Raw genomic sequence first — 22,742 nt, forward strand, 5'->3', positions numbered from 1 at the left:
ATTGTGAAACTTATTTGATGAATTTTTTGAAAAAAAAAGGTAAATTTGCTAAGCAAACCACCTTTTATGTTAAATTCAATTTTACTTTACAGCGAAATCAATGGATCCGCAACTTTAGGGTCTGTATCATGGATCAAAAAGTCGTTGCCAACTCCAAAGTCATTATCTTCCAAAATGTTCTCCACTGCCGTATGAGCGACTGTCTTAGTGTTATTTTCAGGGCTCAAATGACCTAAATAGATCTGTTTGGTCCGATCGCCAAGAACGCTCATCAAGGCATTAGCACCATCTTCATTTGATAAATGACCTTTTTCACTCAAAATACGTTGTTTCAATGGCCATGGATAAAAGCCATTTCGAAGCATTTCCACATCGTGGTTACATTCAAACAAATAGCCATCGGCATTTTTGATCGTCTGCTCGACCCGATCAGAGACATAGCCGGTATCTGTTAAAATAACGAAATCTTTACCGTTATGATGGAATTTATAAAATTGAGGATCAGCTGCATCGTGTAAAACTGCAAAACTTTCAACATCCAGATCATCTAAGCATAAAACCTTATTGTGTTGAAAAACATTGATCTGATCTTCTGGAACTTTGCCGATTTTCGGCAACATAGCATCCCAAGTCTTTTGATTAGCATACACATTCAAACCATACCGACGGGCCAAGACGCCAACGCCTTTGATGTGGTCAGTATGTTCATGCGTCACAAACAAAGAATCGATCGTATTGATATCTTTGCCAATACTTTCTAGCGATTCTTTGATCTTCTTGCCAGACATCCCTGCATCAACTAAAACGTGATGTTCAGGAGTCTCGATGTAAGTTACGTTTCCAGAACTGCTGCTTGCTAGAACACTAATTTTTAAACTATCTTCACTCATTACTATAATCGTCTCCACTATCTGAGGTCTTTAGTAAGTTACCGGTAAAGGCATTGACCTTTTTGACAGTATCTACCTTACTATCTTTGTTATGAATACTTACAAACCAAACTGGTATGTAAATTGTACTACCTTTAGCTTCTAAAAGTTTAGTATAGGCCATATTTGCATAAGTGATCTTTGAATTGTTTGGAATTTCTGAACTTGAATAAAGATTGGTGATCACGTCACGTTCACTCTTGGTCGTTTGTTTTTCCTGCAAAATATCAAGTCGCTTCATATACGTCTGCGTGTAGCCAGTGACCTTGCCATTTTCCACGGAAAAAGTTAATTGACCGGTCTTATCGTACATAGGTCCAAACGGACCAGTTTCAGCATAAACAATTTCGGAACTAGTCGAAAGCTGCGGCGAATAAACGTACTCATCACCAAACAAAATATTCGATTCTTTTTTGACGAACTTGTTCATCTTTTCCTTGCGATTAGAATCAGTAACACTGATGGGATCATCAAGCGTACTCATTAATTTGTTTGAACTCTGATTGTACTCAAGCTCTTGGCCACGCAGCTTAGATTCGTTGTTGGCTAGATCATTGCTAGCTTGTGCACCGAGATAATAAGCTGTTCCAGCCTTTTTGTCCAACTTGCCAAACGTGATGTTACGTTTTCTCATATCAGTCAACGTTGAAGCTACACCAGTCGTCGAATTAGAAATAACTTGTTGACTACTGTGAAACGACGACAGCAAGAATACATCCAAAGCGAGGAATACTACTAAGAAGATGATTTCAATTCTACGAAAATCCATAAGTTATTCCCCTCCGTTTGTTGTAGTTGCGGTACTTTGTGTCGTCGTTGACGTGGTGCTACTTGTTGTGGATTCAGCGGTCACGCCAGTCCAATCTTCAAATGAACGCCAGTGATTGTCCATCTTAATATAATACGTAGGTTCAAGGTCGATAACATTTGAATTGTCATCTTCGTTAGTCCATTGATAGCCAACTTCGAGTTTTTGAATATCATTTGGTGAATAACCAACATTATTCAACTCTTTGACGATCTCAGTCGTTGGTTTCAATGAGACGCTGCGAAGATCTGATGGGACTGGAACTTCCAAGACTTTATTCAAGAATTGTTCACTTGAACCATTTCGACTAAAGACAATCTTGATCGAACCAAATTCGCTCTTTTTAAAAATTGGAAATCCTTCAACGTATTCGCGATATACCAAGGTTTTATTCTTCCAGTTAGCATCATACAGACGTAAGTTAGATACCGAATTTTGAATGTTCGTTGCCTTCTTATAGCCACGTTGGAAGAACGTTAAGTAATCTTTAGGAACTGACGTGTCAGTATAGTCGGAAAATGTTAATTCATTCTTGTCACGATCAGATACTAATCGTTTGGACTCGCCGACACTATAAGTAGTGACGTTGCCATCAGTACTATTGTTGATGTCATCAGTATTAGCATCGAACAAATTAGTCGTATATTCTGAATCCGCCTTTGTACTCATAACATATGAGTAGCGTTTTAAAGTAATTGGTTCAGAGTAAAAAGTTACGACGCCGTGTTTCATCAAGTTCAACTTGACCTTCAGATCAATATTAGCTTTTTTAGCCAATTTGATAATCGGTTCTGCTGAAGCCCCGCTGACCTTAGCTTCATAAACTGAGTAATCATTATCGTTAGCTAAGTAAACCTGGTCATCGTCTTTGTTGTTAGTTGAAAAAATAATTCGATTGAATGCATGATCTTGAGCTTTTTGCAGCTGATTGTTATTCATCAAATATCCTAATGTTCGAATCGAGATATTCGTAGGATAGACTAATTGGATCATATTTTTTTGCTGGATCATATGTTGGTACTTGGCTCCATCTTTCGTGAATTCACGATGGAACGTTCCAACCTTCCAATCCTTGATAACACTTTGCATGTTAAATGAAATATTATCTTTGTTGTTATAGATCAATCGTTGATCCTTGCCATCTTGCCAAATAACCTGCGTCGGGCTGATTATTTGATCAATTGGCGTTTTATTTTTATCGACATCACTAGTCGACACATCAATATTTCGGCCACGTTGGTAACGGGCAGTGTTAGTCCAGATGAAGAAGGACAAAACAAAACTGGTGACAACTGCGACGACTAATAAAATTTGAACGATCAGTCGACTAAATTTCATCCCATTCTCCTCCTGTCTCATTTGGATCAAACGGTAGGGAAATGTAGAAGGTCGAACCTCTACCTTCGGCACTATTTACCCAAATTCTACCTTTATGTTGTTCAACGATTTCTTTAGAAATAGATAGTCCTAATCCGGTACCACCTTGTTTTCTAGAACGTGCTTTATCAACACGATAGAAACGATCGAAGACTTTCTTAATATCTTTTCTAGGAATACCCAGACCCTCATCAGAAATACTAATAATAATATGTTTATTAGTTTCCAACAGACGGCAAGTGATGACACCACCATCTGGAGAGTACTTAATGGCATTATTCATAATATTATCGATAACTTGCGTCATCTTATCGGTATCAATTTCGACCCACAGATCTTTTTGGGTAAAAATTCGTTTGATCCGATAATTCTTGACGATCTTCTTGTCATCTTCTTTGGCATCAGCCTTTTCTTTCTTCAACATCATGTCAAAACGGTCCAGGATGTATGAGAAGAATTCATTAAAGTTGACTAGCTCTTTGTTGAGTTTTGAACGACCTTGATCCATCCGTGACAAGTTCAAGAGATCTTGGATCATTCTGATCATCCGATCAGTTTCTTCAGCCGTAACATTCAAGAACTGCGGAGCCAACTTTTGGTCTTTCCAAGCACCGTTGTTCAAAGCATCGATATAACTACTGATACTAGTTAGCGGCGTTCTCAACTCGTGAGAAACGTTTGAAACGAACTGACGACGTTCACTATCGATTTTTTGTTGTTCAGTGACATCATGCAAGACACAAACCATACCACTGATAAAGCCACTATTTCTTTGAATCAAAGAAAAGTCAGCATTTAAAATCAACGATCCATCGTCATCGTCTTCAATATCGTCATCATCCATAAAGTCACTCGTCTCAATGATCATCGGTTCAGGGCTCTCCAATAATTCATCAAAACTAACGTGATCAGAAATCCCTAAAATATCGACCAATTGAGCACCATTGGCTTCATCTTCAGTCTTATTCAAGAATTCGCGGGCCATTTCATTAATGACCGTAATATTTCCGAGTCGGTTAGTAGCAATAACACCATCTGACATTTGCGTCAGAACGCTATCGAGTCGCCGTCGCTCAGATTCCGAATTTTCCGTCGCCTCTTCAACTTTGACTGACAGGTCATTAACGGCCATCGCTAATTGACCTAACTCATCCGGCGAATAAACACGAACCTGACCAGAATAGTCACCTTCGGCCATTCGAACCGCCTGCTGCTTCATTTCGCCGATCGGTCGTGTGATCGCTCGAGAAATAAAAATTGCAATCATCGCACCGAGAAGTCCGGCTACCAAGGAAGCCGTCAAGAAGATAACAATGATGTTATTAATACCCGTATAAACTGACTCCATGCTGGCTCGGACATAAATTGCACCCACAACATTGCTGTTGTCGGGTGACGAAACCGGTGTTATCGATTCATATGAGCTCCCCAGCGATTTATCATAATAGATCTGCGTGATCTTCTTATTATTATTAATACTTCGTCGGACTTGATCCTTTAAAGTCTTTCGACCAATCTGGGATGCCTTATCAGCGTCCTTAGTTCCAACTATGGTTCCATTTCGATCGATAACCTGAATATCAGTGATATCTGAGTTATTTCGAGCAAAATCTTGGATTGTATTATTTATATTGGCTCGCGTATGCGAGTCGTTATCAGTTAAATTCTCTGAAATTTGGTTGAGCACATATACTTTGACGCTGACTGAATCTTCAAATTGCGAAACATTTTGTTGTTCCAGCTGTCTGACAAAGTAGGCCCCAATGATTTCGATCGTAAAAATCAAAATTAGAATAAATGACAAACCAATTTTGAAGTTGATCGAGTGTAAAAACGCTAATCTTTTTTTCAATGTCTCCACCCTAGAATTGATTTGGTGATTTCTTTAGTAGTCAATCATAACAAAAGAAGTAGACCAATCAAGCATTTTTCTCATACTGAAAAGAACTTGTAACTTCATTTCAGCATTAAATACAAACTAACTACTATTATACTTGGTAATTAACCTCACGACAAAAAAATCGGACCAACTCGTAATTGAGTTGATCCGACTTTTAATGAAACAGTCAATCAGACTGCAACATTCCTATATATTCATATTGTTTTTAATTATAGATTACTGTCTGAATCAGGGTTTCTTAAATAATATCCAACCCCACGTCTAGTCATCAGCCATTCTGGTTGACTAGGATTATTTTCGATTTTCTCACGAAGACGTCTTACTGTAACGTCGACCGTTCTAACGTCTCCAAAATAATCATAGCCCCAAACAGTTTGAAGCAAATGCTCACGCTTCATAACTTGGCCAATGTGTTGAGCTAAGTAATACAATAGCTCAAACTCACGATGCGTCAGTTCGATACCTTTGCCATTTTTAGTAACTGTATAAGCTTCTGGCAAGATAGTAAGGTCACCAATTTGTATTTCACTATTCTTTGTTTCTTCAGATGGGGTTTCTCTTTGCGTTCTCAAACGTGCCTTAACACGAGCGACTAACTCACGGTTAGAGAAAGGTTTTGTAACATAGTCGTCAGCACCTAATTCAAGTCCGATGACCTTATCGATCTCGGTATCCTTAGCTGTCAACATGATAATTGGTGTGTCTTTAGTTTTTCTCACAGTACGAGCCACTTCAAGACCATCGATAACTGGTAACATCAAATCGAGTAATATCAAGTCGGGATTATCAGATTCAACTTTATCAAGAGCTTCTTTTCCGTCAAAAGCTGTGATTACTTCATATCCTTCATTTTCCAAATTGTATTTAACAATATCTGAAATAGGTTTTTCATCGTCTACTACTAGAATCTTTTTAGCCATATTTACCTCTCCTTGACTTCAATCATTATACTAGCTTTGTAATATTAAAACAAAATCAACTAAACCTTATCTTAAAAACTTTCAATTTCGACAAAAAAAGTCTTGCCTGCAATTTGCGTTCTATGATATTATATATCTCGTTGATTGATTGAGAAAAGAAATCACTTTGGGTGGTTAGCTCAGCTGGCAGAGCAACGGACTCTTAATCCGTGGGTCCAGGGTTCGATCCCCTGACCACCCATAACAGAATTACCGCTTAGCGTTAGGACTTAGTCCTAGCGCTTTTTTCTTGCACAAAAAATCTAATTTAAATTAACTCATTAAAATCGCTTTGTTCAAACGACTCTTTAATTCATCCTCAAAATTCACTCAAAACACAATTATATTGTACATTTCTATGTCTCTGCCGCTGTTTTTGTCACTCAAACTTAACTATCCCTTAAAAAACAAGTGATACAAAAAGGACATCATCGACTGATAATGCCCTAAAAGCTAGTTTCTTCTTCTCAGGAAAATAATAATACCACGTTCTGTAACATTTTTGTAACAATATGCCTTAATCACCTAATCATCTAAATCTGAATACTCCAATTTATCCTGACTGACCATGGTATCAACTACTAATTGATGGAGCTGATACTTGGCAGTGCTGTCATTTAACAAGTCTAAGAGCCAACTCTTAGACTTATTTTGATTGGCACGATCTTTGAATATCGTCAAAATGATCCAGTGAGTTTCATCTTCATCTACTGATGCAACATTAAAGGTGGAAAAACCTCGTAGCTCCTCAAATGATGCCACGACCTCTTCACTCAATAAGTGTTTGAGATGTTTGACTTTATCTTTAGCAATCGTCAGATCATACAGTTCAACGGGCGAATAATTGATCCCAGCCACTTCAAATCCATTACTAATGGAAAGATAAGCGGGGTGTAATTGATGGACCTCACGGTCAGTTATGACTTGTTGAGCGAGCTGACTATAACTTTTGAATTGTGGAGAATTTGCATGTACCTGGTAGCGTTCCTCATCTAAATAAATTTCAAAAACGTAATTTGTCGTACCCGCTTCATCTTCATGCGTGGCATACATTGCTAATGTCCCAGGTTCATTACGAACCGACGTCAACAAATTATGTTCGCCTTCTTCAACAAATTTATCTCGATCGTCAGCATTGATCGTTAATTTATACATTCTAAAAAGTGGAGCTTTCATCAATTCCATAATTATTCCTCACAATTTTTGCATATATCACCTTTAGTTTAGCCTAATTCGGGCAATTGTTTAATAATTTTGGCCGGAACGCCGCCGACCACTGAATTATCAGGAACGTCTTTGGTCACAACTGCACCGGCACCAACAATAACATTATTACCAATGTGTACTCCACCAATAATCGTGACATTACCGCCGATCCACACATCGTTTCCCACACTGATCGGTTCAGTATAGGTAACTAGATAACGACTGCCATCTTCGCGCACGCCAAAACGTTGGTTGGCATCAAGTGAATACTCGCCACAGTAAAACTTCGTATCAGGAGCAATAATGACGCGATTTCCTAACGTGATCAAGTTCGAATCTTGAAAAAAACAGTTTCCATTGATAAACACATCGTCACCAACACTAATGTGCTTTCCGTAGATAGCTTCAAAATGACCATTGATAGTTAAACGTTGACCTGACTGGTTAAAAAGTTTTTTCATCGTAAGATTGCGTTTATCCGCATCAGTCTCTGTATTGATTTCTTGAATAAGTTGTTTGCCATTCGCCAACATTTGTTGCAATTCTGGATCACGATAGTCGTAATCCTTGCCTGCTAAAAGTTTTTCATGCTCTGTCATTGTCATCTTAATACCTTCTTATTAATAATCTAGTCCTTGATCGATAAGATCTTGATAATGTTTCGTTGCTGAGAGACTGTGTCGATCTGGAGAAAGCCACTTATTTTTATTTAATTTTGCTAATTGATCCATTTCATCCAATGTTAACGAAAAATTCCAAATATCAGAATTTTCAAGCATTCGTTTTTTATGAGATGATTTTGGGATGATCACTGCATCCAATTGGATCAAATAACGTAACAACACTTGTGCCACTGTCTTGTGATATTGCTGAGCAATTTTTTCAACAGCTGGTTCTGCTAAGATCTGTCCGCTTGCTTCACCTAATGGTGCCCAGGCCTCAGTTCTAATCTTGAGTTCTTGATGAATCTTTCTAAGTTCGTTTTCTTGTTGGTATAGGTTTAATTCAACTTGATTAACCTCGGGTGTGATTTCCGAATTATGAGCAAGATCTAATATTTGCCCAGCATCAAAATTAGAAACTCCAATTGCTCTGACAATACCTTGATGATTGAATTTCTCCAACGCCTGATATGCACCATAGTAATCGCCATATGGTTCATGGAGCAGGACTAAATCCAAATAATCCAAACCCATTCGTTTCAAGGATTCGTTGACTGAAATTTGTGTTTTATCGATTCCATAAAATGGCAACCAAACCTTAGTCGTCACAAATATTTCATTTCGAGGAATATCTGTCTCTCTTAACGCTGCACCAACAGCTCGCTCGTTTCGATAGACTTGAGCTGTATCAATCAGTCGATAACCACCATCTAAAGCATTGAGAACCGCCTGTTTACAAGTTTCAAAGTCAGTCATCTGAAAGGTTCCAAATCCTTCTAATGGCATTTTGAGTCCATTATTTAACGTAATTGTAGGAATCATTTTAATCCTCCTTTAGTCCCATTATTCATTGGAACTATAATGTATTTATATCAATGTAAAAAATGAATAGTGAGGTTACGTATGGAAACCCGTGTCTTAAATTATTTTTTAACTATCGCTAAACTTGGAACAATTTCGTCCGCTGCTCGTGAATTGCACGTCGCTCAACCAACTTTAAGTCGACAACTACAACAGTTGGAAGAACAACTAGGTACGCCCCTTTTCTCCCGTGAAAAACACCGCATGGTTTTGACCAAAGCAGGACTAGCATACCAATTGCATGTCCAACAGATTTTAGTTGAATTAAATCGAGCCAATGAGTTGGTGAAAAACATCAATGACGATGAGCTAGTTGGCAAGATTGGCATTGGAGCTGTCGAATCGACTGTTACTAATTTTTTAACGCCAATCCTGATGAACTTTCATCAAGAAAATCCTAGCATCACTTATGATCTATATGATGCTGACGGAACTGCTATTCAACAACGCCTTGATCAAGGCCTGATCGAATTGGGATTCGTGTCATCACCAATCAATACCGCAAAATACCACTTTCTAAAACTCCCAACTTACGATCGGTGGGGAATTGCCGTTTTAGACAAAGACCCTTTGATCATCAAAAAATCCGTCACAGTTGACGACGTAATTGAACGTCCTCTAATCATCCCTCATCGACAATTGGTTCACGACGACTTGATGGATTGGCTTCACGCTAACGATTCCACTTTAAATGTTGTCGGCGAATATAACCTATTAACGAATGCCATTTATCTGGCTGCTGCTGGACTTGGAAACTTAATTTGTATTGAAGGGGTTCAATTGCCCCAAGATAGCAAACTTCGGTTTATTCCATTTACACCGGAATATAAGCTTGACCATTATCTAATTTGGAGAAAAGGCGTTCCCTTGAGCGAGGCAACACAAACTTTTGTGAATTATTTGAAGTCGCAAATATCAGTTCAGTAAAAAAATTTGCTATTCACTGATTTCTCTAACAACATGTGCCGGTGAACCAACAACAATTGTATTGGCTGGAACGTCTTTAGTAACGACTGAAGATGCCCCAACAACCGCATTTTCACCAATAGTAACTCCAGGCAAAATCATGGCTGAGTCGCCGATCCAAGCATTTTTTTCAATATGAATTGATTTTGTTACTAAATCACGTCGATACTCTGGGTCCTCCACATGATTAACTGTCACCAAATTAACTCGAGGGCCAATCAGGACATTGTCATCAATCCATATCCCGCCTAAATCAACAAATAGACAATCTTTATTGATAAACACATTATTTTTAATAAAAGTATGCCTACCAAAGTCGGTATTAAATGGAGCACTGATGTTAGTAGTCTCTGGCAATTGATATCCAAAAACCTGACTGAATAATTCTCGTCTGGCATCTGGATCATGATATTGATTGTTGATTTGACTCGTTCGTTTAGCATTATCCTCAACTATCGCATCGATTTCTGTAAAGCGTTCCTTACTATAGCTGATTCGCCCGCCTACTAAGGTTTGATCCAGTGCATCCATTGCAACAACCTCCCATTTATTAGCAAAATTTTACTTTTACGGTTTACAAGCATTAGAATAAATCCTGAATCAATCCATGTCTAATGCCTATAATGAGTTGTTATACATAGTCAAAATGAATACAAAAAGAGCTTCCAATTTTTTTGGAAGCTCTTTTTTAAATAGATTGCTTATTCGATAATTCCAATTTTGCAAAAATTTTGAACCCAACGCGTGCAGTTTTGTAAATTACATTAAAAATTTGTTCTCTAATAGCATCAATCGCACATATTACAAGCATGATCCCTACCACGCTCACAAATCCGTAAAAGTTAACTTTTGTTAAATTCTGAATGTTTTCAAAAGAGAATAATTTCCAAAGTGGCTTAATAACAAAGATATTCTCTGTCACTAGATAGACCGCGAACATATGCTTAGCAACGGAATCAATCAAGATATTATAATTAGGTTTCAAACTAATAAATATTAAGAACAATCCCATCGCCGCTAATAATGCAAAGATACCAGTGTAGATCCTTATGTACCTATATTTTAAAAATACAATATCGTAAAACGTGACTGCATAAATAATTGCGGTATTAACAATCAACAAACTTAAACCTATCGGTAATTTATACCTTTTAACAACCAAAAATTGCTTGATATAAAAACCAATCATGTATGACGTCATTAAGATTCCCAATCCCACAGTTTCGGATACGATATTGTTGTTTAATAGTGGGAAAATTCCTGTGGAAACAATCATTATAATTAACAGTTTTAAAAACTTCTTTTGCTCCAATCCATTCAAGCATCGATTGATATAAGGAACAAACAGCATCAATAAAATAAAATCCGTCACAAACCAATAGTGTTTAAAAGTTATGGGCATCAATGACATCAATATATTGGGAATACGGTTAAATGGCATTAGTGGATCAATCGCATTGGGATAGTTATTTAATGGAAGATGGAAATGTAATCCCAAAATAAGGAATATCATACAGTAAAAATACATTTGTAAATATATCTTTCCAATTTTTTTAAATGATTTCGAACTGGAGACACTTTTACCAGCAAGGTAAAATCCTGTAATCATTGCAAAACAATATACTCCAATGTCACCAATAGGCAAAAAGATCAAAGTTTGGAAAGCTTGAACAGTCTGTCTATTATTGATTAGAGTGTCCGCATACCCCCCCCGACCCCATAAACTGAAATGATGAAGGGTAATCAATAACATACTAATAATTCTTAGAAGTTCAATGTTCGAGTTTCTGATGTGATGACTTGACATTAAAAAACCTCCGGTGAATTATATTTTTTGAATGGGGTGTGGGAACATATCTGGTCGCTTTTTATTTCGTAATAATGTGATTCTACTCATCACAAAACTATATAAGAATGACAAACTCGAATACATTCCCAAACCTGCAACCATTGAAATTATTGGTAAAAATTCAATTCTGTATCTACCTTGTACCTCAATAATCAATTCGATTGCAGCAAACACCAGTAATGGTAATAACATCATAAATATTTTTGAAGAATATCGTTCTTTCAGCATCTTTAAGGATCCTATCCATGAAAAAATAATTAAAAGAAAGCTTCCAAGATATCCAACTAATCCAACGATATAATCAGAATTTTGTGAATGATTTTTTCCAAAACCAGCGAAATTTGTTGTCATCGTTCTCCCCGACCACAGCATACTTACTTTTGCGATTATCAGTTTCAACCAATTATGTCCTTGTTTTAATGAGACTAGCTCTTGTTTCAAAACTTCACGTTCCTGTTTTTTCATTTCTATTCTTGTCGGAGCTGATTTAAATTGTTTATCCAATTTAGCCGAATACGATCCTGAAGATTCGTAGTTTAATCCTGCAATGAATTTCCATTCAGAATTCATATTTTTTAAGCCATGTGGATTCAGTCCTGTTACTTGGATCATTTGTCCTGCCATAAAAAGAGTTGAAAAACAAATTACAGAAGGAAAAATGACTTTTTTGGTAATCTCATGGATTGTCTTTTGTGGACGATACTCAATGTCAAAAAGAAGTATATAAATCATCACTCCGATGAATATTGCCGGACCAATTGGACGAACCAACCAACCAATTGATAAAGTAAGTCCGGCAAGCAAATACGACCAGGTTTTCTTTTTTTGTAACAGATAAAACGTTATCAAATAAAATAGAGCTCCAAGATATTGATTATCAGCTTGACTATTAAGTGCAAACCAATCTAAGTCGACCATTAATAATAGAACTGATAATCTTGCCAACTTGACATTGTTGAAAACATTTATCGTCAATAGATATGTCATTAATAGGATCAAAGTTTGGACAAGTACATTTAACAATTGCATCACAAAAAGATTGCTTCCAAATATCTTTACAACTGATAACATGTACAGTAAAAATCCGGTCTGATAAGCATATTTAGCGAAGTAGCTATTTTCCGAATAGAACAACTGATGTCCATTAATTACAGCGTTTGAACGATTCCAAAACTGCTTAAAATCACTAACTTGCTTCGTAGGAACTAGCTTAATCCAGCTAACAGCAATAATTACGAACACCAATAACATCGTCAGTAAAACTATCCAATTGATCAATTTAGAATTGTCATAAATTTGATATACCAATATTCCATACAAAATCACCATCACACACACAATACCCGTGATCAATAAATTAATCTTTACATTCCAGACCAAATAATTATCCCTGAAATACTTGATTCCTAGAAACATAACTACCGTTGTGTATATTGCAACTATTACCAGTAAAACTTTGGAAAAAGTCAATTGTATTGAATTAATATTTATCAGCCCTTATTCAGTGATTTCTCAAAACATTGATAAGTAGTTTAAAGCGGGTCAATGTGATTTATATCTACATCATGAGATAAATTAAACATATCAATTGCTGGTATCAATTAAAAGCTATACATACTAAGAAAATATCATCAAATTCCATAAAAATTACCGATAAATGATCATATTGTCCACTTAATTTATATCCAATATAAATTAATATAAATACAAACAGTACCAACTCAAAGGAATAGACCAATACTTCTTAATCCCCGTTTTGTTGACTAAATATTTTTAACTATTTATTTTTTCTAATGGTATTCAAAATTCATCACCAATTTTGATAACATTAATTTTTCAATTTATTATTTAATATTTGTAAACGTAGCATTACCAAAAGCAAACATTCTATATATAATCATCACTATTTTTTCACAAAAGGATTGTAAGCTACTTACTAATCACTTATGAAAGGATACTTAATATGATATTAGAAAAAAACAATTTCCCCAATTTTGAGGAAGCTAAACAAGAGCTAAACGAAATTATGGACAGTGAAAGTGCTGATAATATAATCGAAATCGCTAACTACTTCCAACTTTGCCAAGCTGCAACAAATGCAGTTGGAGCTCGTTTAGAAAATCTTGATACTGATTATCAAATTAACTCCTCTCACAACCCGATCCACCACATGGAAGAGCGAATGAAGTCCATGGAAAGCCTGAGTGGCAAGATGAAGCGAAAAAATTTAGAATTTACTTATGATAATTTGGTCAATAATATTTACGATATCGGTGGGCTCCGCGTGATCACTAACTATCCTGAAGATGTTTACACTGTGGCTAACGCTTTGACGTCACATCCTGGAATCAAGATACTGAAAAAACGTGATTATATCGCTAAACCAAAGAAAAATGGTTATCGCAGTCTTCATATTGTTTTAGAAGTTCCTGTCTACTTGCAAGATGGAATTCGTCATACCGCACCTGTCGAAGTTCAAATCAGAACTATTGGCATGGACTTATGGGCCAGTTTGGAACACAAATTAAAATACAAAACTAACATCCCTGCTGAAGAGTTAGAGCAGTATTCTCAACAACTAAAAGAAAATTCCGATGAACTCAATCAAGTTGAAATGAGTATGGAAAGCATCTTTACCAAAATCAATCAAAAAAGCAGTCTGATCCACAACTAATTTTTTAAAAATAATCCGCTTTCAAGTCCATTAATTAGTGGTTATAATTTAATTGATTCAATTTAAGGAGGATGTTGTATATGAAAACTGCTATTTTTGAAAAAGCTGGTTCAATGGTCGTTAAAGATACTGACAAACCAACGATTCAAGCCGATGACGATGTGATCATCAAAGTTGTTCGTGCTTGTGTCTGTGGATCAGATCTCTGGGCATATCGTGGCTTTAACGATAAGGAAGCAAATTCTATGAACAATGGTCATGAAGCCATTGGTATCGTTGAGGAAACTGGCTCAGACATCACGACTGTTAAAAAAGGCGATTTCGTTATCGCTCCATTTACTCACGGTTGTGGCCACTGTCCAGCATGTTTAGCTGGTTTTGACGGCGATTGCCAATCGCATACTGATAACTTCAGTGAGGGAAACCAAGCTGAATATATCAGATTCCAACACGGCCAATGGGCTTTAATTAAAATTCCTGGCCAACCTAGCGATTATAGCGAAGGCATGATCAAGTCGCTTTTGACATTGGCTGACGTCATGGCAACAGGTTTCCATGCTGCAAAAGTAGCTAATGTAAAAGCTGGCGATACAGTCGTTGTTCTGGGCGATGGCGCTGTTGGTCAATGCGGTATCATCGCTGCCAAATTATTGGGGGCTAAAAGAATCATCTCAACTAGTCGTCATGAAGACCGTGCAGCCTTAGCCAAGACGTTTGGTGCTACTGATAACGTTGCTGATCGTGGCGATGACGGAGTGAAAAAGATTTTAGCTCTGACAAATGGCTTTGGTGCTGACGCCGTTCTCGAATGTGTTGGTACTGACTTGTCAGTTCAAACTGCTCTTCAAGTTGGCCGTCCAGGCTCAATCGTTGGACGTGTTGGTTTGCCTCAAGATGCTAAACAAGATGTCGCTGCTTCATTTGGCAACAACATCATCTTAGCCGGTGGTCCTGCATCAGTAACTACCTACGATAAAGAATTACTACTAAAAGCAGTCCTAGATGGAGAAATCAATCCTGGACTAGTATTCACAAAGACATTCTCACTAGATCAAATTAACGATGCCTATCAAGAAATGGCAGACCGTAAAGTAATCAAATCAATGGTCAAAGTTAGTGACTAACTTGGAATTTAAAGGGCAATCAATCTTTAACGATTGGTTGCTTTTTTGAATGTTTCAATATCTCAAATGTATTATTTGAGTGGTACTCTATTACTAACAAGATTAATAAAAAGAGGTTTCCCAAATGAAAATTTTTATCGCTGGTGGTAGTGGCCGTGTTGCTACTGATTTGATCAAGGATCTCGTAGCTGATGGGCACGAGATCATCGCAGGTGCTCGCCATCCTGAGAACATCATTAAAGATGACAACGTCACTGCTGTAAAGCTAGATTTGCACGCTAGTGCTGAAGAAATTGCCAAGGTTATTGGTCGTGTCAGTGCTGTATATTTTGTTGCTGGTTCACGTGGCAATGATTTATTGCAAACAGACGCTTTTGGTGCAGTCAAAGTTATGCAAGCTACTAAAAAAAATCAGATCAAGCGTTTCATCATGTTGAGTTCTTTGTTCGCCTTGCAGCCTGACAAATGGAATCAACCTGGTCTAGCTGATTTAACAGACTACAATATTGCAAAGTTTTTTGCCGATAATTATCTGATCAATGATACGGATTTGGACTACACGATTTTACAAGCTTCCTTACTCACAGAAGAACCTGGCACAGGTAAGATTTCCTTTGGTGCAAGCAAAGAATCAACCAACCCAATTGCTGACGTTGCCGAAACTTTGGCTGGTATTCTCAATCACGCCAATACGATCAAAAAAGTTTTGCTGATGAAATCTGGTAACATGCCGATCAATACTGCATTGGGTAATGTTTACTAATGTATTCATTCACGGCAGAAATTCAATCATCAGAAATAGGTAAAGGCGGAGCTTTCATAGCATTTCCATATGACATCCGTGAGGAATTTGGAAAGGGTCGCGTAAAAGTTCATGCCACATTTGACGGAATCCCCTATGACGGTTCAATCGTCAACATGGGTGTAAAGAATGCCGATGGCAGTATTTGCTATATTCTGGGAATTCTCAAATCGATCCGAAAACAATTAAATAAAGATATCGGTGATACAGTTAAAGTTACTGTAATTGAACGAAAATAAGACTCAAAATCCATTCGAATGGATTTTGAGTCTTTTTATTATTGTCCAGATTTATCCAAGCCAATCATCTTTTTCAAAAATTCGTCAGCCGGTCTGGTCATTGTTCTAGTCTTTTGCCAGATCAAATACGTATTGATCTTGTCCAAATATGTTATTGGTTTAAAAGCTAATGGACCGGAATTATATTCCGGCTTATCAAAGGTGATTGCAATTCCCACTCCTGACTCGACCATTGCCCGCATATTGTAATTCATATCATATGTACCCGATATTTGATAGTTAGTAACATATTCCTCCAGATAAGAAATCAACTGCGAGTGGACATCCAATTGTCTAGGTATGATAAATCTAGAACCTTTTAAATCGGTGGCAACAATTGATTCCTTTTGACCTAATTCACTGTCACGAGGAACGACAATTCCCCACTCGTTTTCAAATGGCAAAGTTAATTTTTGATAGTTATTTAACGGGTCACTGGTATACACAACACCAAAGTCCAAAACTCCTGAATCAATATTTTTAAAAATTTGATCTGCATCTTGCGTGTCGAAATGTATCATCACATTTTCACCTTCAGCAATCAACGTTTTAAATACCCTGGTCAAATATGAATTGGCTTTCCCTTCACCAGCACCAACAAATAGTTCGCCTGATAATATTTTCCCATTTTGCAAAGATAACTCAGTCGATTTACTCAAATTATTGATCTCTTGGGCACGTTCAAACAAAAAATAACCATCTTGGGTCAATGATATTTCTCGATGTCCGCGGATGAATAGCACGACGCCCAATTCATTTTCCATATCCTTGATCTGACGCGATAAAGTCGATTGGGAAATATGCAGTTTTTCTGCGGCAGCACTGATACTTTTACTATTTACGATCTCAATAAAATATTGAAGTACACGTAGTTCCATTTCATCCATCTCTTTTAGTCATGTCTAATGTTGCAATATAACTGTTTTACATATAGTATAAACGATTTTATAGTATATCCATAAATTAATTGAACCACAGGAGGATATACAAAATGGATTTATCAAATAAAGTAGTTGTGATCATGGGAGCTTCATCAGGGATTGGTGCAGCAACTAGCCGATTGCTAGCTAAAGATGGTGCAAAGTTGAGCGTTGCTGCTCGTCGGTTGGATCGACTAAACGAAATCAAAGCTGAATTCCCCAATTCTGAAATTGAAACATTTAAAGCAGATGTAACCAAATTTGAGGATGTCAAAAATGTTATCGATAAAACTGTTGAGAAATTTGGCCGAATCGACGTCCTTTATAACAATGCTGGCATTATGCCAACTGCTCCATTGATTGAAGGTCGACGCGATGAATGGCAAAATATGCTGCAGATCAACATTATGGGTGTCTTAAACGGAATTGCTGCAGCCTTGCCTTACATGTCAAAAGCTAAGAGTGGCCAAATCATTTCCACCGACTCTGTTGCTGGACACGTTGTTGGACCTGACGCTGCTGTTTATAGTGGAACTAAATTTGCCGTTAGAGCAATTATGGATGGTCTTCGTATGGAACAAGCTGAGAACAATATCAAAACGACTATCGTTTCACCAGGTAGTACCGGAACAGAGTTATTTAACTCCATCAATGATGACGATCAAAAGAAATTTGCAAAAGATTTCTTCGAAAATGTTGGCGGTTTGCAGCCAGAGCAAATTGCGGAAGCAGTTGAATTCGCAATTGGTACTAAAAATAACATGTCAGTAAGTGAAGTGATCATTCGCCCAACTAGACAAACATTATAAAAACGCGACTTCTTCGGAAGCCGTTTTTTGTTTGAAAACTCATTAAATACGGATAAAATCGATAGTTATGATATATATTATCCATCCTGAAAATTTTTAGCAAAATCATCTCAGTACTACTTTCGTAAAATGCTATTATAAAATTAATCAATTATGGTTTTGGGGGATTTAATATGGATAAGTCAAAACATTCCTGGTGGGGAACACCGCGAAAAATTACTAATATAATTCGTGATCGAAAAATATCCTGGTTAGAATTATTCTCTGACTTGGTATTTATTATTGCCATTCACTATTTGATCAGCGGATTCAGTGAAAATATTAGTCTCGTAAATTTTTTCAGATTCATTTTAGTCTTTCTTTTAGTCTTTGATATTTGGAACACTTATACTAACTACTTTGATCTGCATGGCAATACCTCAATTCGAACAACTTTTTTTACCATGTTGATGGTTCTAGGAGTTGCGGTTTTATCGTCGACCATCGTGCCATTTTTTGACGGTCACTATCAAGTCTTTGTTGTCGTTTATTTATTGATCCAAATACTGACGATGTATCTCTGGATTCGAATCGTCTATTATGACCCTGCACATATGTTGACGACAAAATCTTATTTGATTGAATCTGGTGTACAAATTGCTTTATTAGTGGTTATCTTACTAATTTCCAATGTCGTTATTCAGTCAGCTATCCTAACAGTAATCATCATTTCAAAATCAGCTTCATTGATTACTGAACGTAATAACTTCAATAAAGAATTTAAACAACGTCACATCCCCTTTGAAATCAGCAGCGCTGTTCAAGAACGATATGGCACATTTACGATGATCGTTCTGGGAGAAGCTATCGCTACTATCGTTGAACAGCTTGATGGAAATTATTCATTTGAATCGATAAGTCATTTTATTTTATTAGCATTAAACATCATCGGAATATTCTGGATGTACTATGCCTTGATGGACTCAGTTCACGTTAAGGGAAAAAGTTATCTTAAGCTAGTACTATTTCGTGGATTCCATATCGGATTCTTGTTGATGCTGTCACTTGAGACCTTTTTCATGGTCAATTTAGCAGAAACGAAAAATATTTGGATCAGATTAGGATTCATTACCAGTTTGATATTAGTTATAGGTTTGATTTTTGCACTAAAGGAATTTTCCAAAACTACACATCGAGAAACTACTAGTTTTGTCGTTGGTACTGGAATCATGTTGATTCTTTATTTGACAGTCTTATTTCCAGCCAATATCATTTTATTATTAAGCGATATTTACCTGATTGTCTTAGTGATTTTACATGAACATGCTCAATTCATTCGTGGCGAATCGGCTGCCTAGTATCAGGCCACTCAAAAAGGCGTAAATTCAAAATTTGAATTTACGTCTTTATTTATTTGCTTTTACATTCAAGAAATTATCCTTTCAAATCTGATGGCTTTCTAGTTGGGCTGACCCACACTCCTGAACCTCCACCAAAGACTGATTTAACCGCGGCTGGAAATGTATGTACAACCGTGATGGGCCCAACGATCCAATAGAACAATATGTACAAAGGCGCAAAACCGATGTACCGCATTTTCTGAATCCGGTCGTCAATGATTACGGCTGCTAGAAGTTGAATCATTCCAGCAATCAGTTCAAACGAGATTAAAACTAGTGCTTGAAAAAGATATGTATTTGCTAATACTTGATTGCCCGTGATCAGCGCAATCACAAAGGTCAACCAAAATGAAATTGTTGTAATAACGAAGAAAAATGACCAGATAATCGAAAAAGTAGCATCCGCTAATAATGGCAATAGCGTGTAACGTTTGAATGGATGCAAGATAATTTTTTTAAAGTTAGCTAACCAAACTTCAGTCCCACCTTGAGCCCAACGCTTTCTCTGATTGTACAGATCTTTAAAATTATTGGGGACGATCAAGTGAGAGATGATGTTTGGTGCAAAGGTCGGAATACCGCCAATGGCGTTGTGATCCCAAGCAATACTGATATCTTCAGTGATACGGTCTTGTCGAAATCCCCCAACGGCAATCAAGAAACTCTTCTTGTACATGGTATTGGCGCCACTGTATGCATATAACGAATCATAAATGGCTGATTGACTACGTTTGATGATTCCAATGATACTGGAGAATTCGAGCGTCTGAGACTTACCTAACAACGAACTGCGGTTTCTAACATCAGAGTTGGCAGTGACTGCACAAATATTAGGATTTTTATCCTTGAAAAAATTCATGTACTTCATCAAAGCATTTGTTTCGGGGATGGTATCAGCGTCATTACTTAAAACATAATCACCCCTGGCAAAGTTGATACCGACATTAAAGGCATGAGCCTTGCCACTGTTTTTTTCAACATTAATGACTCTTAGCTTGTCATATGTATTTTGGAGACGTTCCAAAATTTGTTCAGAGTGGTCGGTTGAACCATCGTTTACTGCCAGAATTTCATAACGTGAATAATTCATTTCCTCGCACAAATACCGGATAGTCCGTTCAACGACCAGTTCCTCATTGTGAACCGGAATCATTATTGTGATAAAAGGTTGATCCTGTTCGGGTATTTCGGTCCAGTTGTCATCTCGCCGGCCTTTTTTCAAAAAGCGATAGCAGAGTGAACCTGCCAGCCAGAAAAACGAACCAAGAATCGGATAAATACTGAGTGTAAACATTGTTAAATCAAATACTGATTTAATTAATTGAATCCATAGATCCATATTCAATAAATTAGCCATGATTCCCTCTAATCCACATCATTTAAATGGTGTTCATCATATAATTTCTGATAACTGTTAGTCGGCAAACACTGGTCAGGTCGGATACTATACATCCGCACATTGTGTCTGAATTCTTTATTGCCAAACTTGCTAGATACAAAATTTTCAAATAGTTGTTCGCGACGTCTTTCTCGATTTTTATCGAGGACGCTGACGGAATTGTAAAAAGAACTATTCCGATAGTTGTTCATAATCGTTAAAAAAATCGAAATCAGAAATGAAATAATCGATAATACCAATAAAATTGCTGCCATATGATCAATTTCATAAAATCCGCTAGTATGCGGTATCAGTTGTGGAATATGCGTATCGATGTGTGCCATTGACGAAATCAAAACAATTGTCATCAAACCCATAACGAAGGCCCATCCTACTATGGTGATTAAGCCTTCTTTAATTTTTAAAGACTTATGTCCTGGTTTAAAATACTTATCCTCATAAAATCCTGCTGCACTGGTTTTTTCTCGCAATTTTCTCCCCCATGATGCTTATTGTTGAGTTCTAAAAATAATCAAAATTTTACGCATGATAATGTGAATAATCGCTTCAAAACTGTCATGTTATATATTCATGTTACAACGTGAACAAAGTATTTTTCAAGAATAAATATCATAAGCTTTTAGTTATATATAAATATATATTTGATGAAATATATATTATTCGACAACTATTTTGTTAGTTTGTATGCTAATTATTTTTAATAGAAAAAGACCACAACTTTTGTTGTGGTCTTTTTGTGTTGTGGTGGTTCACTGCCGGTTCCGGACGGATAGTGTTAGATCAAAATCTCCCTGCTTGTTTGAAAGATGGTATGTCGGCTATGTTTGCACTGACTTATTAGCTTGTCTGTTCACTTTAGATTTCGTTTATAGATAGTCGCGTACGCTCCCCTCTTCTCTTCTTTTATAAAAAAATTCAAATTCTTCTATTTCTTCATATCCTCAACGATTTCCTTTAAGCTTTCTACGAATTGCTTGGTTTGCTGATTTGGTTTTGTTGGTGTTATGAAGCCGTATGGCATCTTTTCTGTTGTGTTCAGTGGTATTGAAACTGTACCTGGAAGAATGTTATTCCAGCAGTCGAATGACAGCAAATAATTGTTGCTCAACGAAAATTTGTTAAAGGTGTCGATTGTGTAGTGGGCGTCGGTTGGCTTGGTGGTTATTTTTGCGGTTGATTTTGAGATGTTTTCATAAATATTATCGATTGCTCTTGAGATTCCTTTTGGTACCATCTCTAATGTTTTGCCATCTAGATCTGACAATTTGATGGTTTTATTGTCTGCTAGTGGATCGTTGTTATGGACGACTACCGTGAAATTATAATTTCCTACTTGTTCAAATTGAACGTCTTGGCGACTTTGATCCATTCCAAATGGTCCAAAAAGGATGTCGATTTCTCTTCCTAGATGATGATATATCTCTGGAAATCCTTCTGAAATTTGTTCTAATGGGATGAATTGTAATCTTGCCTGTGGTAATTTTTCACTTAACTTATTCCAGATATCAATCAAATTTGAAGCCGGATTTAGTGCTGAACTTCCTATCCTAATTATATATTGATCTGAATATTGACTTTCTCGGACTTTGGAGATGACTTGTTCACTAGTTGATATCAACTTGGGTGCTTCTTGGTGAAGTACTTCTCCTGACTTAGTTAGCGTGACCCCTCGTTGATTTCTAATAAACAAAGTTACGCCTAACATTTTTTCCAATTCATTGATTCGATTCATCACTGCTGGTGGCGTCATGAACAACTGAATTGCCGCTTTGGAAAAGCTTCCGCAAGCCACTACCACTTCAAAAATATTTAAATCTGAAATATTCATCTCCGCACCTTC

At 36.9% G+C, this 22,742-nt stretch carries 22 protein-coding genes and 1 tRNA gene; 8 read left to right on the forward strand and 15 right to left on the reverse strand.

The window, feature by feature from the left end:
- Positions 1-86: 86 nt before the first annotated feature.
- The 5 genes from LKF16_RS06375 to yycF all read right to left on the reverse strand — a co-directional run bounded on the left by LKF16_RS06375 (position 87) and on the right by yycF (position 5,934).
- Entirely contained in the window at positions 87-890 is an 804-nt protein-coding gene (locus tag LKF16_RS06375) for an MBL fold metallo-hydrolase (RefSeq protein WP_291469753.1), read from the reverse strand.
- Complete coding sequence (locus LKF16_RS06380; RefSeq protein ID WP_291469755.1) at positions 883-1,698, reverse strand: two-component system regulatory protein YycI; 816 nt, start codon at positions 1,696-1,698, stop codon at positions 883-885. The genes LKF16_RS06375 and LKF16_RS06380 overlap by 8 nt, the downstream gene beginning before the upstream one ends.
- 3 nt (positions 1,699-1,701) lie before the next feature.
- A complete protein-coding gene (locus tag LKF16_RS06385) occupies positions 1,702-3,075 on the reverse strand; it encodes a YycH family regulatory protein (RefSeq protein ID WP_291469756.1) in 1,374 nt (457 codons plus the stop codon).
- Positions 3,065-4,966 (reverse strand): cell wall metabolism sensor histidine kinase WalK, encoded by a 1,902-nt coding sequence (walK, locus tag LKF16_RS06390; protein ID WP_291469758.1) that lies wholly within the window; start codon positions 4,964-4,966, stop codon positions 3,065-3,067. The genes LKF16_RS06385 and walK overlap by 11 nt, the downstream gene beginning before the upstream one ends.
- Positions 4,967-5,223: 257 nt before the next feature.
- Entirely contained in the window at positions 5,224-5,934 is a 711-nt protein-coding gene (gene yycF / locus LKF16_RS06395) for a response regulator YycF (protein ID WP_291469760.1), read from the reverse strand.
- Between the two features lie 168 nt (positions 5,935-6,102).
- On the opposite strand from yycF, the gene LKF16_RS06400 reads away from it, so the two are divergent.
- A tRNA-Lys gene (locus tag LKF16_RS06400) sits at positions 6,103-6,175 on the forward strand.
- Between the two features lie 323 nt (positions 6,176-6,498).
- On the opposite strand, the gene LKF16_RS06405 is transcribed toward LKF16_RS06400, so the two are convergent.
- Genes LKF16_RS06405 through LKF16_RS06415 form a run of 3 tightly spaced genes read right to left on the reverse strand, consistent with a single transcriptional unit; the run spans position 6,499 to position 8,663 of the window.
- Positions 6,499-7,158, reverse strand: a complete 660-nt coding sequence (locus tag LKF16_RS06405) for a putative quinol monooxygenase (RefSeq protein WP_291469762.1) — start codon at positions 7,156-7,158, stop codon at positions 6,499-6,501.
- Between the two features lie 38 nt (positions 7,159-7,196).
- A complete protein-coding gene (locus tag LKF16_RS06410; RefSeq protein WP_291469764.1) occupies positions 7,197-7,784 on the reverse strand; it encodes a sugar O-acetyltransferase in 588 nt (195 codons plus the stop codon).
- 15 nt (positions 7,785-7,799) lie between these two features.
- Positions 7,800-8,663 (reverse strand): aldo/keto reductase, encoded by an 864-nt coding sequence (locus tag LKF16_RS06415; protein WP_291469767.1) that lies wholly within the window; start codon positions 8,661-8,663, stop codon positions 7,800-7,802.
- An 81-nt stretch (positions 8,664-8,744) separates the two neighbouring features.
- On the opposite strand from LKF16_RS06415, the gene LKF16_RS06420 reads away from it, so the two are divergent.
- Complete coding sequence (locus LKF16_RS06420; protein ID WP_291469768.1) at positions 8,745-9,629, forward strand: LysR family transcriptional regulator; 885 nt, start codon at positions 8,745-8,747, stop codon at positions 9,627-9,629.
- Between the two features lie 9 nt (positions 9,630-9,638).
- On the opposite strand, the gene LKF16_RS06425 is transcribed toward LKF16_RS06420, so the two are convergent.
- From LKF16_RS06425 to LKF16_RS06435, 3 genes are all read right to left on the reverse strand, one after another.
- Positions 9,639-10,199, reverse strand: coding sequence for a DapH/DapD/GlmU-related protein (locus LKF16_RS06425; protein WP_291469770.1), 561 nt, complete (start codon positions 10,197-10,199; stop codon positions 9,639-9,641).
- Positions 10,200-10,356: 157 nt separating this feature from the next.
- Positions 10,357-11,475 (reverse strand): acyltransferase family protein, encoded by a 1,119-nt coding sequence (locus LKF16_RS06430; protein WP_291469772.1) that lies wholly within the window; start codon positions 11,473-11,475, stop codon positions 10,357-10,359.
- Between the two features lie 18 nt (positions 11,476-11,493).
- Positions 11,494-12,897, reverse strand: coding sequence for an ArnT family glycosyltransferase (locus tag LKF16_RS06435; RefSeq protein ID WP_291469774.1), 1,404 nt, complete (start codon positions 12,895-12,897; stop codon positions 11,494-11,496).
- A gap of 583 nt (positions 12,898-13,480) precedes the next feature.
- On the opposite strand from LKF16_RS06435, the gene LKF16_RS06440 reads away from it, so the two are divergent.
- The 4 genes from LKF16_RS06440 to LKF16_RS06455 all read left to right on the forward strand — a co-directional run bounded on the left by LKF16_RS06440 (position 13,481) and on the right by LKF16_RS06455 (position 16,356).
- Positions 13,481-14,191 (forward strand): GTP pyrophosphokinase, encoded by a 711-nt coding sequence (locus tag LKF16_RS06440; protein ID WP_291469776.1) that lies wholly within the window; start codon positions 13,481-13,483, stop codon positions 14,189-14,191.
- An 80-nt stretch (positions 14,192-14,271) separates the two neighbouring features.
- Entirely contained in the window at positions 14,272-15,315 is a 1,044-nt protein-coding gene (locus tag LKF16_RS06445; RefSeq protein WP_291469777.1) for an alcohol dehydrogenase catalytic domain-containing protein, read from the forward strand.
- A gap of 124 nt (positions 15,316-15,439) precedes the next feature.
- A complete protein-coding gene (locus LKF16_RS06450) occupies positions 15,440-16,078 on the forward strand; it encodes an NAD(P)-binding oxidoreductase (RefSeq protein WP_291469779.1) in 639 nt (212 codons plus the stop codon).
- A complete protein-coding gene (locus LKF16_RS06455; protein WP_291469781.1) occupies positions 16,078-16,356 on the forward strand; it encodes a DUF1905 domain-containing protein in 279 nt (92 codons plus the stop codon). Before LKF16_RS06450 ends, LKF16_RS06455 begins: the two co-directional genes overlap by 1 nt.
- A gap of 38 nt (positions 16,357-16,394) precedes the next feature.
- On the opposite strand, the gene LKF16_RS06460 is transcribed toward LKF16_RS06455, so the two are convergent.
- Complete coding sequence (locus LKF16_RS06460) at positions 16,395-17,273, reverse strand: LysR family transcriptional regulator (RefSeq protein ID WP_291469783.1); 879 nt, start codon at positions 17,271-17,273, stop codon at positions 16,395-16,397.
- A 113-nt stretch (positions 17,274-17,386) separates the two neighbouring features.
- On the opposite strand from LKF16_RS06460, the gene LKF16_RS06465 reads away from it, so the two are divergent.
- Together LKF16_RS06465 and LKF16_RS06470 are read left to right on the forward strand one after the other, a co-directional pair.
- Complete coding sequence (locus tag LKF16_RS06465; RefSeq protein WP_291469785.1) at positions 17,387-18,124, forward strand: SDR family oxidoreductase; 738 nt, start codon at positions 17,387-17,389, stop codon at positions 18,122-18,124.
- A gap of 173 nt (positions 18,125-18,297) precedes the next feature.
- A complete protein-coding gene (locus tag LKF16_RS06470) occupies positions 18,298-19,461 on the forward strand; it encodes a low temperature requirement protein A (protein WP_291469786.1) in 1,164 nt (387 codons plus the stop codon).
- 76 nt (positions 19,462-19,537) lie between these two features.
- On the opposite strand, the gene LKF16_RS06475 is transcribed toward LKF16_RS06470, so the two are convergent.
- From LKF16_RS06475 to LKF16_RS06485, 3 genes are all read right to left on the reverse strand, one after another.
- Complete coding sequence (locus LKF16_RS06475) at positions 19,538-20,860, reverse strand: glycosyltransferase family 2 protein (RefSeq protein ID WP_291469788.1); 1,323 nt, start codon at positions 20,858-20,860, stop codon at positions 19,538-19,540.
- An 8-nt stretch (positions 20,861-20,868) separates the two neighbouring features.
- Complete coding sequence (locus LKF16_RS06480; RefSeq protein WP_291469790.1) at positions 20,869-21,372, reverse strand: hypothetical protein; 504 nt, start codon at positions 21,370-21,372, stop codon at positions 20,869-20,871.
- A 455-nt stretch (positions 21,373-21,827) separates the two neighbouring features.
- A complete protein-coding gene (locus tag LKF16_RS06485; protein ID WP_291469792.1) occupies positions 21,828-22,730 on the reverse strand; it encodes a LysR family transcriptional regulator in 903 nt (300 codons plus the stop codon).
- Positions 22,731-22,742 lie beyond the last annotated feature (12 nt).

The organism is Companilactobacillus sp., from assembly GCF_022484265.1.
Classification (GTDB): Bacteria; Bacillota; Bacilli; order Lactobacillales; family Lactobacillaceae; genus Companilactobacillus.

Excerpts from the sequence above, each read along its gene's own strand:
- LKF16_RS06420 (WP_291469768.1), top strand. The coding sequence starts at position 8,745 with ATGGAAACCCGTGTCTTAAATTATTTTTTAACTATCGCTAAACTTGGA.
- LKF16_RS06450 (WP_291469779.1), top strand. The coding sequence starts at position 15,440 with ATGAAAATTTTTATCGCTGGTGGTAGTGGCCGTGTTGCTACTGATTTG.
- LKF16_RS06485 (WP_291469792.1), bottom strand. The coding sequence starts at position 22,730 with ATGAATATTTCAGATTTAAATATTTTTGAAGTGGTAGTGGCTTGCGGA.
- LKF16_RS06410 (WP_291469764.1), bottom strand. The coding sequence starts at position 7,784 with ATGACAATGACAGAGCATGAAAAACTTTTAGCAGGCAAGGATTACGAC.
- LKF16_RS06455 (WP_291469781.1), top strand. The coding sequence starts at position 16,078 with ATGTATTCATTCACGGCAGAAATTCAATCATCAGAAATAGGTAAAGGC.
- LKF16_RS06460 (WP_291469783.1), bottom strand. The coding sequence starts at position 17,273 with ATGGAACTACGTGTACTTCAATATTTTATTGAGATCGTAAATAGTAAA.
- LKF16_RS06375 (WP_291469753.1), bottom strand. The coding sequence starts at position 890 with ATGAGTGAAGATAGTTTAAAAATTAGTGTTCTAGCAAGCAGCAGTTCT.
- LKF16_RS06440 (WP_291469776.1), top strand. The coding sequence starts at position 13,481 with ATGATATTAGAAAAAAACAATTTCCCCAATTTTGAGGAAGCTAAACAA.
- LKF16_RS06405 (WP_291469762.1), bottom strand. The coding sequence starts at position 7,158 with ATGGAATTGATGAAAGCTCCACTTTTTAGAATGTATAAATTAACGATC.
- LKF16_RS06465 (WP_291469785.1), top strand. The coding sequence starts at position 17,387 with ATGGATTTATCAAATAAAGTAGTTGTGATCATGGGAGCTTCATCAGGG.
- LKF16_RS06415 (WP_291469767.1), bottom strand. The coding sequence starts at position 8,663 with ATGATTCCTACAATTACGTTAAATAATGGACTCAAAATGCCATTAGAA.
- yycF (WP_291469760.1), bottom strand. The coding sequence starts at position 5,934 with ATGGCTAAAAAGATTCTAGTAGTAGACGATGAAAAACCTATTTCAGAT.
- LKF16_RS06475 (WP_291469788.1), bottom strand. The coding sequence starts at position 20,860 with ATGGCTAATTTATTGAATATGGATCTATGGATTCAATTAATTAAATCA.
- LKF16_RS06470 (WP_291469786.1), top strand. The coding sequence starts at position 18,298 with ATGGATAAGTCAAAACATTCCTGGTGGGGAACACCGCGAAAAATTACT.
- LKF16_RS06445 (WP_291469777.1), top strand. The coding sequence starts at position 14,272 with ATGAAAACTGCTATTTTTGAAAAAGCTGGTTCAATGGTCGTTAAAGAT.
- LKF16_RS06425 (WP_291469770.1), bottom strand. The coding sequence starts at position 10,199 with ATGGATGCACTGGATCAAACCTTAGTAGGCGGGCGAATCAGCTATAGT.
- LKF16_RS06380 (WP_291469755.1), bottom strand. The coding sequence starts at position 1,698 with ATGGATTTTCGTAGAATTGAAATCATCTTCTTAGTAGTATTCCTCGCT.
- LKF16_RS06430 (WP_291469772.1), bottom strand. The coding sequence starts at position 11,475 with ATGTCAAGTCATCACATCAGAAACTCGAACATTGAACTTCTAAGAATT.
- LKF16_RS06385 (WP_291469756.1), bottom strand. The coding sequence starts at position 3,075 with ATGAAATTTAGTCGACTGATCGTTCAAATTTTATTAGTCGTCGCAGTT.